The 15,832-nt window shown below is 69.2% G+C and carries 15 protein-coding genes and 2 pseudogenes; 10 read left to right on the top strand and 7 right to left on the bottom strand.

Going from position 1 to position 15,832, the window contains the following annotated elements; translation table 11 throughout:
• Positions 1-4: 4 nt before the first annotated feature.
• From OG714_RS51735 to OG714_RS51720, 4 genes are all read left to right on the top strand, one after another.
• Complete coding sequence (locus OG714_RS51735; RefSeq protein ID WP_406131436.1) at positions 5-1,291, top strand: ABC transporter permease; 1,287 nt, start codon at positions 5-7, stop codon at positions 1,289-1,291.
• A 54-nt stretch (positions 1,292-1,345) separates the two neighbouring features.
• Positions 1,346-2,728, top strand: coding sequence for an ABC transporter permease (locus OG714_RS51730; protein WP_406131435.1), 1,383 nt, complete (start codon positions 1,346-1,348; stop codon positions 2,726-2,728).
• A 6-nt stretch (positions 2,729-2,734) separates the two neighbouring features.
• Positions 2,735-3,442, top strand: a complete 708-nt coding sequence (locus OG714_RS51725; protein ID WP_406131434.1) for an ABC transporter ATP-binding protein — start codon at positions 2,735-2,737, stop codon at positions 3,440-3,442.
• A 270-nt stretch (positions 3,443-3,712) separates the two neighbouring features.
• Positions 3,713-4,660, top strand: a complete 948-nt coding sequence (locus OG714_RS51720) for a DUF4158 domain-containing protein (RefSeq protein ID WP_406131433.1) — start codon at positions 3,713-3,715, stop codon at positions 4,658-4,660.
• 272 nt (positions 4,661-4,932) lie between these two features.
• Here the strand turns inward: OG714_RS51720 and OG714_RS51715 are convergent, their stop codons facing one another.
• On the bottom strand, positions 4,933-6,027 hold the full coding sequence (locus OG714_RS51715) for a MerR family transcriptional regulator (RefSeq protein ID WP_406131432.1): 1,095 nt from the start codon (positions 6,025-6,027) through the stop codon (positions 4,933-4,935).
• Positions 6,028-6,491: 464 nt separating this feature from the next.
• Entirely contained in the window at positions 6,492-6,782 is a 291-nt protein-coding gene (locus OG714_RS51710; RefSeq protein ID WP_406131431.1) for a hypothetical protein, read from the bottom strand.
• Positions 6,783-6,927: 145 nt separating this feature from the next.
• Between OG714_RS51710 and OG714_RS51705 the strand changes: the two genes are divergently transcribed.
• On the top strand, positions 6,928-7,122 hold the full coding sequence (locus OG714_RS51705) for a hypothetical protein (protein ID WP_406131430.1): 195 nt from the start codon (positions 6,928-6,930) through the stop codon (positions 7,120-7,122).
• 54 nt (positions 7,123-7,176) lie between these two features.
• Here the strand turns inward: OG714_RS51705 and OG714_RS51700 are convergent, their stop codons facing one another.
• On the bottom strand, positions 7,177-7,872 hold the full coding sequence (locus OG714_RS51700; protein WP_406131429.1) for a hypothetical protein: 696 nt from the start codon (positions 7,870-7,872) through the stop codon (positions 7,177-7,179).
• 398 nt (positions 7,873-8,270) lie between these two features.
• Here OG714_RS51700 and OG714_RS51695 point away from each other — a divergent pair, with 398 nt between their 5' ends.
• The 4 genes and pseudogenes from OG714_RS51695 to OG714_RS51680 form a co-directional block, all read left to right on the top strand.
• Positions 8,271-8,729, top strand: a complete 459-nt coding sequence (locus OG714_RS51695; protein ID WP_406131428.1) for a MarR family winged helix-turn-helix transcriptional regulator — start codon at positions 8,271-8,273, stop codon at positions 8,727-8,729.
• Entirely contained in the window at positions 8,726-10,159 is a 1,434-nt protein-coding gene (locus OG714_RS51690) for an MFS transporter (protein WP_406131427.1), read from the top strand. Before OG714_RS51695 ends, OG714_RS51690 begins: the two co-directional genes overlap by 4 nt.
• 33 nt (positions 10,160-10,192) lie before the next feature.
• Complete coding sequence (locus OG714_RS51685) at positions 10,193-10,486, top strand: DUF1330 domain-containing protein (protein WP_406131426.1); 294 nt, start codon at positions 10,193-10,195, stop codon at positions 10,484-10,486.
• A gap of 194 nt (positions 10,487-10,680) precedes the next feature.
• Positions 10,681-10,902, top strand: a pseudogene (locus tag OG714_RS51680) (transposase); the annotation flags it as partial.
• A gap of 291 nt (positions 10,903-11,193) precedes the next feature.
• Here OG714_RS51680 and OG714_RS51675 read toward each other — a convergent pair.
• The 3 genes from OG714_RS51675 to OG714_RS51665 form a co-directional block, all read right to left on the bottom strand.
• Entirely contained in the window at positions 11,194-11,931 is a 738-nt protein-coding gene (locus tag OG714_RS51675; protein WP_406131425.1) for a dienelactone hydrolase family protein, read from the bottom strand.
• A gap of 135 nt (positions 11,932-12,066) precedes the next feature.
• On the bottom strand, positions 12,067-13,521 hold the full coding sequence (tnpB, locus tag OG714_RS51670; protein ID WP_406131424.1) for an IS607 family element RNA-guided endonuclease TnpB: 1,455 nt from the start codon (positions 13,519-13,521) through the stop codon (positions 12,067-12,069).
• Positions 13,518-14,093, bottom strand: coding sequence for an IS607 family transposase (locus tag OG714_RS51665; protein WP_406131423.1), 576 nt, complete (start codon positions 14,091-14,093; stop codon positions 13,518-13,520). The genes tnpB and OG714_RS51665 overlap by 4 nt, the downstream gene beginning before the upstream one ends.
• Positions 14,094-14,339: 246 nt before the next feature.
• On the opposite strand from OG714_RS51665, the pseudogene OG714_RS51660 reads away from it, so the two are divergent.
• Positions 14,340-14,540: pseudogene (locus OG714_RS51660) on the top strand (phosphotyrosine protein phosphatase); the annotation flags it as partial.
• A gap of 188 nt (positions 14,541-14,728) precedes the next feature.
• On the opposite strand, the gene OG714_RS51655 reads toward OG714_RS51660, so the two are convergent.
• Positions 14,729-15,232: a hypothetical protein gene (locus OG714_RS51655; RefSeq protein ID WP_406131422.1), complete on the bottom strand. Its 504-nt coding sequence runs from the start codon at positions 15,230-15,232 to the stop codon at positions 14,729-14,731.
• Positions 15,233-15,832: the final 600 nt, after the last annotated feature.

The following is a 15,832-nucleotide window of genomic DNA, read 5'->3' as shown; positions in this document are numbered from 1 at the left end:
CGGCATGAACTTCGTCAAGCGCGCCGGGATGAGCCTTGGTGCCAGAAAGTCCAGGACCGCGGCCCTGCTGGCGATCTTCGTCGTCATCTGCGTCCTGCTCCTCGGCGGCTTCCTGCTGAAGGCCGCCGCGGTCCGCCAGGAGGCCGACGCGCAACGCACCATCGGCGTCGACGTCACGGTCAGGGCGCAGGGGTTCACCCCGGCCCTGGCCGACCGGCTCGGCGCCTCGGACCTGGTGCACCGCTACAACCCGGAACTGCCGGTGGGAGCCGGTGCGCGAGACTTCGCACCGCTGACGTCGAATGCGCCGCGGCCGGGCGGCGCCGGAGCCGGGAAGAAGAAGCTCGGGGCGGAAAAGGATCCTCTGTCCGTGAACGGCGTCCGGGACTCGGACCTTCTGCTGCCCTTCTCGTACGGCTCGACGAAGATCACGGCGGGCCGTGGCATCACCCCCGCGGACGCGGGCCACGACGTCGCGCTGATCGAACAGCGCCTGGCCGAAAAGAACCACCTCAAGTCCGGCGACATCATCCGGGTGCGGTCCGAGGACGGCGAACGCACGGTGCCGCTCACGGTCGTCGGTGTCTTCCAGGACCCGACTCCGGATCCGACGAGCTGGGCGCGGCCGCACGAACTGCCCGGCAACACGCTGTACGTGCCGGTGCGCGCCGCGCAGGAACTCACCACCGGCACCGCGACCCTCAGCGAGGCAGTGTTCAAGATCGGCTCACCGGACCGTGCCGATCAGTTGCACGCCGAGGCCGGACGGCTCCTGGGCAAGGGCGGGTTCGACTTCCGCGTCAACGACAAGGCGTACCGCGACCAGGTCCGCCCGATCCAGCGGGTCGGCACCTTCGCCGGCTTGATCGTCTGGGTGATCGCCCTGGCCGGGGCACTGATCCTCGGGCTCGTCGTGACGCTGCAGATCCGCGAGCGGCGCGCCGAACTCGGGGTGCTGCTCTCGATGGGCGAGAAGAAGTGGAAGCTCGTCGGCCAGCACGCCGTGGAGGTGGCGGCCGTCGCCCTGCCCGCCGTAGCGCTCGCCGCCGTGGCCGGCTCACTCGCCGGACAGCACGTGGGCGACACGTTGCTCGGCCGCCAGGCCGGCAAGCCGCTCACGGCGGCCGGGGCGCGGGGCGCCGAGATCGCCCCGGTCGCGGTACGGGTCGAGCCGGCCGCCATCGGAAAGGTCGCCGGCATCGGGCTCGGCATCTCCCTGGTCTCCACCGTCGTCCCGGGCATCGGGATCCTCCGCCTGCATCCCCGCTCCATCCTCACCGACCCCGAATAGCCGTGCCGTTCACCGCACTTCCATCCACCGACAGGGACCGAGAGAGCGATACCCATGAACTTCGTCAAACGCGCCGGGCTCAGCCTGTGGGCCCGCAAGGGCCGCACCCTGATCACCCTCGCCACCTTCCTCGTCATCTCCGTGATGGTGCTGGCGGGCGTCCTGATCAACGACGCGACGGCCCAGGCCGAGCAGAACGCCGAACGCTCCGTGGGCGCGGAGATCAACATGGAGATGGACATGGGCCAGTTGGGCGGTGGCGGTGGCATGCAGGCGCCGAGCATCGACGCCGCGACCGTGGACAAGCTCGGTGCGCTGCCCCAGGTCCGGAAGTACACCTACTCGATGTGGGACCGTGCCTTCCTCAAGGGCGGGTACAAGCTGGTCGACGGCGGGCCGAAGACCCAGTCCATGGGCCCCGGCGCCACTTCGGCCACAGGCGTGCTCGACTCCTCGCTGCTGCCCGATTTCCGCAGCGGCAAGTTCACCCTCCTGTCCGGCCGGCACCTCACGGCCGCCGACCGGGACAAGAAGAAACTCCTGATCGAGGAGCGGCTGGCCAGGAAGAACGGTCTCAAGGTCGGGGACACGATCCCTCTGACGTCGAACGACGAGAAGACGACGGTCGACTTCACGGTGGCAGGCATCTACCGTGACCCGCGCCCCAGCACCGAGCCCGAGCCCGAGAACTTCCTCAGCCCGGCCAACCTGCTGTACGGCACCGTTGGCGGTGTCTCCGCACTTGAGTCCGGAGGCAAGGGAACGCTCCAGGTGGGCAAGGCGACCTTCCTTCTCGAGGACGCCGACGAACAGAGCGCGTTCAAGGACAAGGCGAAGCAGGTCGCGGGCTCGGCGCTCGACGGTTTCAAGCTCGACGCGAACGACAAGGCCGTCCAGCAGATGACGGGTCCGCTCAAGAGCATCCGCTCCACGGCCACCGTGGCCATGTGGCTCATGGGCATCGCCGGCGCGGCCGTCCTGGCCCTCCTGGTCAATCTCGCGGTCAAGCAGCGCCGCAGGGAGTACGGCGTCCTGCTGGCCATGGGCGAGAAGAAGAGCAAGCTCATCACCCAGCAGGCCCTGGAAATCGTCGTGGTCGCCGTCGTCGCCATCGGCGTCAGCTCACTCTTCGCCCCGGCCCTGACCCAGAGCGCCGGACAGTCGCTGCTCGGCAGGGAAGCCTCGGCCGCCGAGAAGAAGCTGAACTCCTGGCAGCCCCCGGCCCCCGGCAGCACCGGTCTCGATCAGGGCATCGACCCGAACGACAAGCCCGTGGAGAACGCCGACCCCATCAGCAGGATCACGGTGGCACTCGATCCGGCGGACCTGGCCACGGTCGGTTCCGTCGGCCTCGGCATCGGCCTGCTCGCCACCGCCGTCCCGGCAAGCGCCGTGCTGCGGCTGAGCCCCCGCACCATCCTCACGAAAGGCAAGTGACCCGCCATGACCAGCCCCACCGCCACCGCGCCCGTGCTGCGCCTCACCGACGTCAGCCACACGTACTCCAGCCAGCGCCGCAGGACCACCGTGCTCAAGAGCATCGACTACGACTTCGAGCGCAGCACCTTCTACACCATCCTGGGACCTTCAGGCAGCGGCAAGACCACTCTGCTCAGCCTGGCCAGCGGCCTCGACACCCCCACGAAGGGCGCCATCAGGTTCGACGGCCGCGACCTCACCGCACTCGGCCTCGGCCGCTACCGCAACCAGCACGCCGCCACGATCTTCCAGCAGTACAACCTCCTCACCTACATGACCGCTCTCCAGAACGTCACCTGCGCCATGGAGATCACCGGCACCAAACCCGCCACCGGCAGCCGCAGGAGCCGTGCCCTGCTCCTGCTGGAAGCGATCGGCCTGGACAGGGCGACGGCGACCCGCAACGTGATGCAGCTCTCCGGCGGCCAGCAGCAGCGTGTCGCCATCGCCCGCGCCCTGGCCTGCGACGTCGACATCCTCTTCGCCGACGAACCCACGGGAAACCTCGACGAGGACACGGCCCAGGGCATCATCGACACCTTCCGCGAGCTCGCCCACGAACAGGGAAAGTGCGTCATCGTCGTCACCCACTCCCAGCAACTGGCCACGCAGTCCGACCGCATCCTCCATCTGCGCAAGGGCAAGCTCACGGAACAGCGGAACACCTCATGACGCCGCATGCGCTGCCGCCGGCAGCCCCTCCCCTACTCGCCCATGCCGTCACCTGCACCCGGCACCGGCACCCGGGAGGTTCCAAGAACTCCCGGACAACCAACAGGCTGCCTCCCGGCTGGGCCTGTCCGAAGTACGGGTGCCGGTAAGAACCGTGTCACCAGCCGCGAACGGCGGTGATCTTGGGAGGGCGTCACCCGTGTGGGTGGGTCCGGGGCCGTAAGGCTGCGGTGGGTGAGGCTCTGCGGGGACGATCGGCGATCGTGGCCCGTGCTCCGTTGGACCTGGACGAGTTTCGAGCGCTGGACGCTGCTGAAGGACGAGCGGGCGCTCGTGTCCGGCAAGCGTGGTGCGACGCGACTGGGCTTCGCCGTGCTGCTGAAGTTCTACACGCGGTACGGCCGGTTTCCCCGGAACCGGGCAGAGCTGCCCGGCGCCGTCGTGGAGTTCGTCGCCCGGCAGGTACAGGTTCCCGCCTCGGAGCTGGAGTCCTACGACTGGACGGGCCGCACGGTCGAGTACCACCGCGCGCAGATCCGGGAGCACCTCGGCTTCCGTGAGTGCAGCGTCGCGGACGCGGAGAAGCTGACGGCGTATCTGGCCGAGCACGTCGCGCACAAGGAACGCAGGCCCGAGCAGGTCCGGGTGGAACTGCTGGCGCGCTGCCGCACGGAGAGCATCGAGCCGCCCGCGCCGGGCCGGTGCGACCGGATCGTGGCGGCTGCCCTGCGGGCGGCCGAGGAGTCGCTGACTGCCCTGATCTCCTCCCGGCTGACCGCGGAGAGCATCGAGCGGATCGTGGCTCTGGCAGCCGGCGCCGACCAGGACGACGCCGGACCCGCGGGCGGCGGCGCGGAGAGTGAGGGCGCACCCCCGGTGCTGGCGAAGGTCAAGGAAGCGCCGGGCAACGTGAGCCTGGAAACGATGCTCACCGAGATCGACAAGCTCCTGGCGGTGCGGGCGATCGGCCTGCCACCAGATCTGTTCATCGACGTCGCGCCGAAGGTCGTAGCCGCGTGGCGGGCGCGGGCCGCGGTCGAGTCGCCTTCCCCCCTGCGGACGCACCCGGTACCGCTGCGGGTGACCTTGCTGGCCGCGCTGCCGCACGAGCGGGAACGGGAGATCACCGACACGCTGGTGGAGCTGCTGATCTCTACCGTGCACCGGATCGAGGCGCGGTGTGCCTGCGAATTCTCCAGTCCGCCCTGGTCTACGTGAACACCCTCATGCTCCAGGACGTCCTCGGTGAACGGAGTGGGCTGGCCTCCTCACGCCCGCCGACCGGCGCGGCCTGACCCCGCTGTTCTGGTCCCACGTCCGCCCGTACGGCGAGGTCAACCTCGACATGGCCGTCCGCCTCGATCTCGCCGCGGCCACGATGCCCAGCCCCCGCACCGCAGAAGCCGAGTCCAAGGACCGCACCAGCAGCGCCTTGAAACCGGCCCCAAGTTGATCGCCGAGGGAGACCGGCGCAGCGCCTGCCCCAGTGGTCAGTTCTCCAGGCGGACAGGCATCAGTATCGAAAAGGTGTCCTCGGTGTCGGTCCGGCGGATCGCCAGGGGCGCTGTAGGGGCGCCGAACTCCAGAATCAGTTGGTCCCGGGCTCCGGCGGCGAGGGCATGCAGTAGGAACTCGCGGTTGACGGCGATGTGGTCCTGATCGTCGTCACCGTCTTCGCAGACGGTCACCACGCCGTCGGCCGCCACCTTAAGCACGCTGAGATCACAGGGCACGCCGTCCTGCTCGCGCACCTCGCTTGCACGGACGGGGCCGGTTTCCACCATCTCCCGGAAAGCCGGGACATCGACAAGGGCACGGCGCCCTGCTGGCAGGCGGACGAGGCGACGGTAATCAGGAAAGTCGTGATCGAGGCACTGGCCAGCCGCCTGACGGTCCCCCGTCTCCAAGGCCACGCGGTCACCATCCACAGTGAGTTGAACGGATGCGTCGTCACTCAGCAGCGCCCGCATCGCGTCGGCGAGCGGGGACGGCACGATGATCTGCACACGGGGCCCGCCATGCCCGGTGGTAGCGGCCTGTGCGACAGCCATCCGGTACCGGTCGGTGGCCACGACACGGAGCTCGTCGCCCTCGATGTCGAACAGGACACCGCCGAGCATTGGCAGCTCCGGGTCGGTGCTGGCGGCGAAGCGGACCGCGTCCAGCGCGGCGGCCAGCGCAGGTGCGAAGACAGCCGACCGGACGGTCGTGGTGCGGAGCGAAGTCATGGGGTTCTCCCTGCATTCGAGTAGCGCTCGGATCGTGGAGAACTCATTGCGGGCATCCGACAGCCCGAGTTCGAGACGGCGCAGATGCGCCTGGAGCAGCTTCCGCACCAGGTCGGTGTCCGCACCGGACCATCCGGCCAGTACCAGCCGAATGTCCGCCAACGGCATAGCAGCCCGGCGCAGCCGGGCCAGCAACTGGGACTCCTCAAGCTGCTCGGGGCCGTACCAGCGGTAGCCGCTCACCGGATCCACCCAGGCCGGGACCAGCACGCCAGCACCGTCGTAGAACCGCAGGGCGCTCACGCTCAGTCCACTGTCCCGGGCCATCTCGCCAATACTGCGCATCTCGCTCTCCACACCCAGCACTCTGAGCCCTCCACCAAGTCGAGGGTCAACAGCCGGCCGACTCGAACACTGAACAGCATGCGGGTACAGAGGCGAGACCGGCCGATGGAGAGGCAGGACGAACGGCCCGTGCGAAACGCGCGCAGGCCAACAGCAACGTGCCGCAGACTCAAAGGCCGGCTCTCGATGCCCGTGGCGGGCGGCGTCCAGGAATCGACCTGAGCGGTACACCGATCGGGCTGCGGCGCAGTCGGGGGAAGGGACAGCAGAACCGCAATCTCACACGGCCCGTCCCTGCGAACAGTCAACCAAGGGAGCACACGTGAACATGCGTCAGCGCATCGCAGCCGTCCTGGTCGTCACCGCAGCAGCCATCGGCGGCCTGGCCCCCCTCGCCGCAGCAGCACCCATGCCCTGGGAAACGAGCCGACAGCCCGCCGGCACCCACACCGTGGCCAGCCACCACGAAAACACTGTCACGCCGCAGTGCGGAGCTCCCTGTTACGAGTAGCCGCGGGGCTCGCCGTGACCCGTCGGGTGTGCCGGCCTCCGATCGCGAGGGTCGCCGGGTAGAGCACGCTGTGACCGAAGCGTGCCTGTGCGCGGTCGGCGATGGCTTCGATCGTGAGGAGCTTGTCGTTGCCAGTGTCGAGGGTGAGCTGGCGGGTGGCTTTCGACGCGGGCTTCACGGTGACGGCGCGCAGGGCGATGCTCCTCACCGGGGCGCGTTGCAGGCCCCGCCATGCCGTCAACGTGGCAGGCGCCAACTCCATCTCCCTTACGCCGGCGGCGCGTTACCTTCGAAGCTTCTCCAAGCTGCAGGACTGCCCTGATCTCAAGCGAGGCCGGCCGGGGCCAGGCGGCTTCGAGAAGACGGCCGCGCGAGCCGGCGGTCCTGTGCCCGCTCCGCTCGTGGAGATGCTCAGGACGCTGCTGACCGGCCCCACCGGCATGGGACAAACAGCAGAATTCATGGTCAGGCTCTTCCGCGATGACGAGGAAGCCTTCTACGACCTCATCGTCGACCTCGCGGATACATCTCCTCCTGCATCGGTCTACTCGCCGCACACGGCATCAGCAGCCGCGAGGACACACTGGACGCGCTGAACGACATGCTCGACACATTCTTCAATAGCTGACCGGTCAGCCGCCTGTTCCCGGTCACTGGGAGTTGTACGCCTTGACGCTCACTGCCGGGCCGTTGGAGTACCTGGCCACCGCGCGGGCTGCGGCGCCGGTGACCTTCACCACCGCCCTGCCGTGAGCGGGGACGCGGACCAGCCCGCCGAGAGGGGTGTCGGAGACCGCCTGCTGGGTGTCCCCCTCGGCCGGCTGGTCGTAGACGAGGTAGGAGACGCGCACGGAGACCGCAAAGGCGTCGGGGTTCTGCACTCGGACGGAGGCGAAGCGCGAAAACTTGCTGACGACCTGTCCGACAGCGTCCAGCGGCTGGGTCGTCACGGGATGAATGTTGGCCCTCACCTTCGCGGCGGCCAGGTGGACCACGGTGACGCGCACGTCGTACACCTCGTGCTCGCCGGGGCCGGAGAAACGCAGGATGTCCAGGCCCCACCCGTAGGGAACCACCAGACGGCCGCTGTCACTCCCGAAGACGGTCCGCACCCGCACTCCGGGCAGCGGGTGGTGGTTCCGGTCGAGGGCGGTGAACGCAAGGTCCGGGACAACCGAGTGGGTGTCCGCGTTCTTAATGTCCAGGGTCTGGTCGATGTAGTTGTCACCACTGTGCCGGTGATAGGCGAACGTCAACACGTTCTTGTCCGGCACCGCGGACGACCTGACCGTGCCCGCCGTGGCCGACGAAGGGGCGCCACCGTCGGCCTGCGCACCGCTGGTCACGGGACCGCACCCGGCGAGCAACCCTGCCGCCGTCCCCGCCAAGACCCCCGCCACAGCCCATCTTCGACCCACCCCGGTCCCCCTCAACTGATGCCTCCCCGCGCCCTGTTCACCAAAGCGTCGCCAGAGCCTAACGAACCGGAACCGTGGACTTGCCAGAGGCCCCGGACTAATCGAGGAGCCGTGAACGCCGTCAGCAGAGAATGTGCGAGAGCACCAGCCAGCACTGGGTGACCGAGGCGACCACTGACAGGTCGCGAGCACTCCTTGCTTCACAAGTTCCCGGCACGCGCCTGGGGCATCTGATCCGCTCATGGAGGCCTCCGTAACAGGCGGTGCCGCCCGCACCAGCCGACCATTTCCATAAACCATGAATATAAAAACGCTATGCTTTGAGCGTGAGTCGTCAAGACACCGCTTCTGGCGCGTCCGCCGCCATCGGGGCAGCCCTCTACGGCCTGGCCACCAGGGCCGCGAGACGCCTGCCCCGGGACATGAGCCTGACGTCCGCCGCCACCCTGGCCACCCTGGACCGGACCGGCCCGCGGCGCATCACCGATCTGGCCGCGGTCGAGGGCGTCACCCAGCCCGCGATGACCGCCCTGGTCCGGGTGATGGAGGAGTCCGGCATGGTCGAGCGGCGGGGCGACGCGTCCGACAAGCGGGTCACGCTGGTGTGCCTGACCAAGGACGGCGCCTCCTATGTGCAGACGCGGCGCCAGGCGGGAGTCCGCGCGTTCGAGCGGTTGATCGGCGAACTCACCGGCGTCGAGGTCAAGGCGCTGGTGGCGGCCCTTCCGGCGCTGGAGCATCTGGCAGAGCTCGAAAGCCAGGACCGCGAAGGGCCGAAGCAGTGACCGGGCAGCCGGTCAGCGGGGTCTCGGGGAAGGCGTTCCCGGTGGCGCGTTCCGAGGCGCGGCTGCTGGTCCCCGCCCTGATGTTCATCGCTCTGGTCGTGGCGGCGGTCGCCAGCCTCGGGACGCCGCTCATCACCAGCGTGGCGACCTCGTTCCACGTCTCGCTCGGCAGCGCGCAGTGGACGTTGACCGTCGCGCTGCTCAGCGGCGCCGTCGCCACGCCGGTCCTGGGCCGGCTCGGAGCCGGCCCACACCGGCGGCCCACGATCCTCGCCACGCTGGCGGTCGTCGTCGCCGGCAGCGCGCTCACCGTGCTGCCGCTGCCGTTCGTGTGGCTGCTGGCCGGCAGGGCGGCCCAGGGCGTAGGGCTCGGGCTGACGGCGCTGATGATGGGCGTGGCCCGGGACCACCTCCCCGAGGAGCGCAGCGCGGCCGTGATCGCCCTGATCTCAGTGGTCTCGATCATCGGGGCCGGCGTCGGCTACCCGCTGGCCGCACTGCTCGCCGAGCTCGGCGGGGTACGGGCCGCCTACGGCCTCGGCCTGGTCGTCACCGCCGCCGCCCTCCTGACCGCGTGGCGCTCCATGCCCGAAGCCCCCGAAGGCCGCTCCGCCCACGTGGACGTGGCAGGCGCGGTCGTCCTGGCCGCTGCGCTGCTCCTGGTGCTGTTCCTCGCCGGCGAACGGAATCTATGGAGTCGGCACCTCTCCGTGGCGGCGGGCCTGGCCGTCGTCGCGGTGGTGCTGCTCTGCGTCTGGGCCGTCATCGAGCTGCGCAGCACGACGCCCCTGGTCGATGTGCGGGCGGCGCGGCACCCGGCGGTCGCCGGGGCGAACCTCGCCATGTTCGTCGGCGGGATCGGCATGTACCTCCTGCTCACGCTCATCACCCGGTACGCGCAGACGCCGCGCGGCGCCGGCTACGGCTTCGGGCTGACGACCTTCGCCGCCGGGCTGGTCCTCATCCCGTTCTCGGTGCTGGGGTTCGTCGCCGGCAAGCTCACGCCGCGGGTCCGGACGCGGATCGCCGACCCGCTGCTCCTGGCCGGCAGCGCCGTCGTGGTCGGCGGCGGGTTCGCCCTGTTCGCGGCGGCCCGGTCGGACCTGGCCGAACTGTTCGCGGCGATGGGCGTGCTCGGCTTCGGCGTCGGCGGCTTCTCGGCCGCGATGCCCGGCGTCATCCTGGCCGTCACCCCCAAGAGCGAGACGTCGAGCGCCATGAGCTTCAACTACGTCGTCCGCAGCGTCGGGTACTCCCTGGGCAGCGCCATCGGCGGTCTGATCCTCGCCGCGGGCACCGGCCCCGGCCACCTCTTCCCCGACGACAGCGCCTACACCACCGCGGCGCTGGTCGGCCTCGGCGCCATGGCGATCACGACGCTGACAAGCCTCGCCCTCGCCCGCCGACGCTTGCCCGAGACCACCCCGTAAGTCAGATGCACTCATCCCAACACTGGAGGTTCCATGCCCAAGGGCTACTGGGTCAGCGCCTACCGCACCATTTCAGACCCTGAGAAGCTGGCTGCCTACAACAAGCTGGCTGCTCCGGCCGTCAAGGCCGGGGGCGGCCGGGTCCTCGCCCGTGGCGGCCGGGTCGTGGCACATGACGCCGGAATCGCCGAGCGCACCGTCCTGATCGAGTTCGACAGCTTCGAACAGGCCGTCGCGGCGCACGAGAGTGCGGCCTACCAGGAGGCGCTGGTCGCCCTCTCCGACGGCGTCGAGCGCGACTTCCGCATCATCGAAGGCATCGACTGACCGAGGTCCAGTCAGACCTTCACTGAAGATCCACCATCTTGGTTTTCGCTGGTGCGGCTGCCGGCGTGACGGAGTTCGGATCCGTCGCACGATAGGCACGTCACCGAACCCGGTGGCGGCGGTGACCGACTCCCAGTCCGTCAAAGTCGCGGCCACCGTCCCGCGCTCCACATCCGGATACGACGCCGGAAAAAACGCCGGGCCGGAAGAGACACACAATCGTGGACCTCAAAGGGCTCCCGCTGTTCGTGATGGTCACTCCGGCCGGCATGCACAACAGCGTCGCCGCCCGTGAAGCCCTCTTCCGGCTCCGGCCGATGCACCGCGAAATCACCATCGTCTGGGCCGACTTGGCCTACGCAGGCACCTCGCGGCCTGGGCCAAGTCCTTCCTCCACCTCACAATCAAGACCGTGAGCAGGCCCAAGGGCACCAAGGACTCCCTGACCCTGCCGAGGCGTTGGGTCGTAGAGAGGCCACTGGCCTCGTTGTCACATACGCGTCGGAACGTGCGCGACCACGGGACCCGCCCTGAGCACCCCGAGACGATGCTCACCCTCGCCCCGATCACGCTCATGACCCGCAGCCTCACCCGGCCCGCCGTCCAGCCCAACGCATCCCTGCCCCGATCTGCCGAACCCGTCCACGCTGCTCGAGGCGTCCCAGGCATGACGCCGACCAAGCCTGGTGCCAGCATGTTCGCCTGGGTCATGCCCCCAGATCCTCCGTCACGGGCAGGCACTCGGCGAGCAGGTCGACGACGTCACGCCAGGCTCGCTGCGCGTGCCGAGGGTGGTAGCCGACGCCGGGGACCGTGGGGTGGCCGACCGTCGGATGGTGGAAGGCGTGCAATGCGCCGCCGTAGACCGCGAGACGCCAGTCGACGCCCGCGGCCTCCATCTCAGCGGTGAACGCCTCGCGTTGCGCGGGCGGCATGATCGGGTCTTCCGACCCGACCCCGGCCCACACCGGGCACCGAATGCGCGCCGCCTCACCCGGACGGCCCGTGGTGAGTGCGTTGACTGTCCCGATCGCGCGCAGGCTGACGCCGTCGCGCCCGAGTTCCAGCCCGACAGCGCCCCCGGTGCCGTAGCCGACCACGGCGATCCGGTCGGAATCGGTCCGCGGTTCGGAGCGCAACACGTCCAGCGCCGCATGGCCGATGCCCCGCATCCGGTCGGGATCGGCGAGCAGTGGAATGCAACGGGCCAGCATCTCCTCGGGGTCGCTCAAATAACGCCCACCGTGGAGGTCGAAGGCCAGCGCTACATATCCCAGCTCGGCGAGAGCATCGGCCCGGCGACGCTCGACGTCGCTCAGCCCCATCCCCTCCGGTCCGACCAGCACCGCGGGCCGTCGGTCGACACCGGCCGGGAGCGCGAGGTGCCCGATCATCGTCAGACCGTCGGCCGAATACTCGACCATATGCGTCGTAATCGTCGTCATGAGACCGGACTGTAGTAATCGCCGAGCCCGGTCCGGCCACTGTTCTGCCACTGGCAGAGCAACACGGGTATCCGTTGCCGAGACCGTAGTCAGGTTTCAGCGTTCCGGACGTTTCCGCCCGGAAGGTCCGTCTCGTCACCAGAGCGTGAGGGCTTCGGCTTGAGTACGGTCTCTCGCTTCCGTCTGCCGCTGGTGCGGCAGGGTCGCGCCACCTGCCCGCCCCGCCTCCACCTTGCGGCGGGGGCGGGTGGCACGGGTCTTCTGGTCGGCTCCACGAGGCTTCGACACCGATTGGGTGTCCTGGTCTCCGGCCACTCCGGTACCAGTTGTTGCGGCTGCCGCGAGCGCGGCGAGGTTGAGTGCGGCGTTGTCGTCCCGGTCGATGACCAGGCCGCAGGCGTCGCACTGGTAGGTCCTCACGTGCAGCGGCAGTTTGGTTTTCACCGCGCCGCACCCGGAACAGGTCTTCGAGGAGGGGTACCAGCGATCCGCCGCGATGGTGTGGGCGGCGTGGCGCTGGCGGGTCTTGTAGGTGAGCTGGCGGCGGATCTCCCCGAACCCGGCGTCGGCGATCCTTCGCGCGAGACGCCGGTTGCGGAGCATCCCGGCGACGTTGAGGTCTTCGACCACGACCGTGCCGTACTCGGCCGCCACGGCGGTGGTGAGCTTGTGCAGGGCGTTCGCGCGGAGGTTGGCCACCCGGTGATGCACCTTGTTGCGGGCGGCGTTGGCTTTCTCCCACCGCTTCGACGGCTTCTGCCCGGTCCGCCGGTTGGGGCCCTGGCGTCGGGAGACGACACGGGAGGCGCGGCGCAGCTGCTTGCGTGCCCGGTCGTAGTGCCCGGGATTCGCGATGGTGCGGATCTCGCCGGTGCTGTCGGCCATGACCGCGAGGGTCTTCACCCCGAGGTCGATGCCGACCGCCACATCCGGCCGCGCCACGCGTTCGAGGTCCCGCTTGGCCTCGGCCTGGAACGAGACGAACCAGCGTCCGAGCTCGTTCCGCACGGTCGCGGACAGGATCCGGGCCGTCCCGGCCTGGACGCGGGCGCGGAGCTTCACCGTGGGCTCGTGGGTGCGGATCGTGCCCAGCCGGGGCAGGGTGACGTGACGGCCGTCAGCGTCCACGCGGATCACGCCGGTGGTGAACCGGCAGGCAAGGCGCGCCCTGCGCTTCGACTTGAACCGCGGCGCACCCATCCGCTTGCCGCGCCGTTTGCCGTTCTTGGACTTCGCGTAGTTGTCGAACGCGGCCGACGCGTTCGCCAGGCCGGTGGAGTACGCCTCCTTGGAGTTGTCCTCCCACCAGGCGGCGAACCTCGGATCGGTGTGCTTGGCCTCGTTGAACGCCTTCCGCAGCGCGGGCAGCGACCACGGCCGCCACTTGGTCAGCCCGGCCTCGCCGATACCGTAGGACTCCTCCGCGCGGCGCTGCCACCAAGAGGCGGTCACCCAGCCGACGGCCCAGTTGTAGGCGGCACGCGCCGCGCCGCAGTGCGAGCGCAGAGCATGCTCCTGGGTGGCGTTCGGGTCCAGTGCGAAGCGGTACGCCTGCACCGCAAACCCGGGCTGCGGCTGGAACCTCTTCACTCGGCGGCCTCGCCGGTCGCTACGGCCACCGCGCGGGCGGCCCGGTTGTTCGCTGCCCGCCGCCCGTGCAGGCGGGCGCACATGGAGGTGAGCACCTCGGTGATGTCGCGTACCAGGTCATCGGCGGTCTCGGTGGGGTCGAGGACGACCAGGCGCCGCCCGGACGCCGACAGCGCGGCCTCCAAGTGCTCGACGCCGAACCGGGCCAGCCGGTCCCGGTGCTCGACCACGATCACCGCCGTCTGCGGGTCGGACAGCAGCCGGTGCAGCTTGCGGCGCCGCCCGTTCAACCCGGATCCCACCTCGGTGACGACCTCAGCGACGGCCAGGCCCAGCCCATTCGCGCCGGACACGACCCGGGCGGCCTGCCGCTCAAGATCGGCTTTCTGGTCAACGGACGACACGCGGCAGTACGCCACCACACGCCCGGACGGCTGGACAGCGACCTCGTCGACCAACCACGTCCCGGACGGCGCCTGGCGAACGGGGACGGGCATCTTCCCGTCCTTCACCCACCGCCAGGCGGTCTGGTAGCTCACACCCTGCTGACGGGCCCACTCCGAAAGCTTCACGAGACCAAGGTACGTGAGACACACGACTAGGGATGACTATGAATGACTAGAAAAACTGTAGCAGCTTTCGCCCCCTGAAATACGACGAGGGCTCATAAGAACCGTCACAAACCTTGTCCCCACGGCAGCTATCCATCCCGTTGCCGCTTTGGCCCGTATCTCGGTCAGACCTCTCACCGGTTTGAAGATGGGTTCTCAACCCGCCCCGGTGACCGGCCAGTCGGCTGCCCCGAGAAGGAACCGCTCGTGTGTGAAACCGTCTCCGGCAAGCCGTCCGTGCTGTTCGTGTGCGTGCACAACGCCGGACGCCCCCAGATGGCCGCCGCCTTCCTCACACATCTGTCCGCCAGCCGGATGGAGGTCAGTTCGGCCGGGTCCGCCCCAGCCGAGACCGTGAACCCGGCGGTCATCAAGGTGATGGCCGACGCCGGGATCGATCTGTCCGCGACGGGTGAATCGTGATTCTGGCCGCGATTGCGTGAATCCCCAGGTGAGTGCGGAACGCTTCTCGTGGGGATCGCCCATGCATGGCGGCCGTGGGGAGCGAGGATGTGCTGTTTCCAGGGACAGGCGCCCGGGCCGCAGGCCCTCGGCGCCCGTGCCGCAGGGTGTGCGGCACGGGCGCCGATCATGGCTCAGGAGACGGCGTTCCAAGAGTGTGCGACGTCGATGACCACGTGATCATCGAGCTGCGTCACCCGGAACGGCAGCCGCGCACGCACGCCGACGCCGATCAGTACATCGTCCTCAGGGGCATCGACATAGCGAGTGTCCTTGAACGTCCGGTAGCCCGTGATGTCCACTCCCGGCAGCGGTTGCCCGTGCTGCCCCGGGTAGGACGGCGAGCCGGTCGACGGGTCGAAGTTCGGGCCCACGGAGATCTGGAGGATCGCCCCGCCGTCGACGGGGATCTCCCCCGTACCGGGCGTGGTCAGCTTGTCGACGTACTTGACGCGGTAACCGATCGGCCCGGCCGCCGAACCCTTGAAGTCGAGGACCATGCGGTCGAAGCACTCGTACTGAGCGGTCCTGATGTCCGCCAGCGGGGGGTTGTAGTCCTCCGTCGGCGACACCTGCTTCTCCAAGCTCCCCCAACCGGTCTCACACACCGCCGACGTGCTGCTGTCGGCCTGTGCCACCCCCACCGTTCCTCCGATCCCGGCTCCCGCCAGCATGACAACCGTCAGTGTTGTTCCGAGTCGTCGCATAGTTGCTCCCAAAGATCGAGTACACGTGTACGGCGCCAGTGCCTGCCCACCAGAGCAGGCCTCGGGAGGCCGCGGTGGCTCAGACTGGGCCCGCAATGTGATCGGACCTGGCCCGGATCTTCACGAAAAGGCAACAGTCCAACGCCGAGGAAGCTCCGCCGCGACCCCGTTGAGGTCCTGATCGTCCGGCCGCTCCCGTTGGCGTACGCCGCACCTCGCGCCGGAGCCACCCGGCCGGGCCATGCACCATCTGCAGTTCCGGCACCCGGGTCCGCGGACTTCTTCCGAACACGACGTCAGGAATCAGCACCCGACAGCTGCCCTAGGAGGTCAATGACGCGGTATCACCTGGCTGGCCGCGCGCCTCCGGCCCGGGGTTGACACAGGGAGAAGGCGACACCGCGTCCACCCGGACGCACTGCCCGGGTGGGCGCGACGTGAGCAGTGGCGGTGGGGTCAGGTCGCGGTCAGCGACAGGTCGGCCGTCGTGGCGCGGCCCGGCAGCAGGGTCACCTCCTTGGATGCCGGCGG

Origin of the sequence: Streptomyces sp. NBC_00989 (genome assembly GCF_045162655.1) — a bacterium.
Lineage (GTDB): Bacteria > Actinomycetota > Actinomycetes > Streptomycetales > Streptomycetaceae > Streptomyces.
The sequence above is the reverse complement of the archived record's forward strand: the minus strand, read 5'-3'. Positions and strand labels throughout refer to the sequence as shown.

Bases quoted from the DNA above. Each gene is read 5' to 3' on its own strand.
- OG714_RS51735 (WP_406131436.1), top strand. From the start codon at position 5: ATGAACTTCGTCAAGCGCGCCGGGATGAGCCTTGGTGCCAGAAAGTCC.
- OG714_RS51730 (WP_406131435.1), top strand. From the start codon at position 1,346: ATGAACTTCGTCAAACGCGCCGGGCTCAGCCTGTGGGCCCGCAAGGGC.
- OG714_RS51725 (WP_406131434.1), top strand. From the start codon at position 2,735: ATGACCAGCCCCACCGCCACCGCGCCCGTGCTGCGCCTCACCGACGTC.
- OG714_RS51685 (WP_406131426.1), top strand. From the start codon at position 10,193: ATGCCCAAGGGCTACTGGGTCAGCGCCTACCGCACCATTTCAGACCCT.
- OG714_RS51675 (WP_406131425.1), bottom strand. From the start codon at position 11,931: ATGACGACGATTACGACGCATATGGTCGAGTATTCGGCCGACGGTCTG.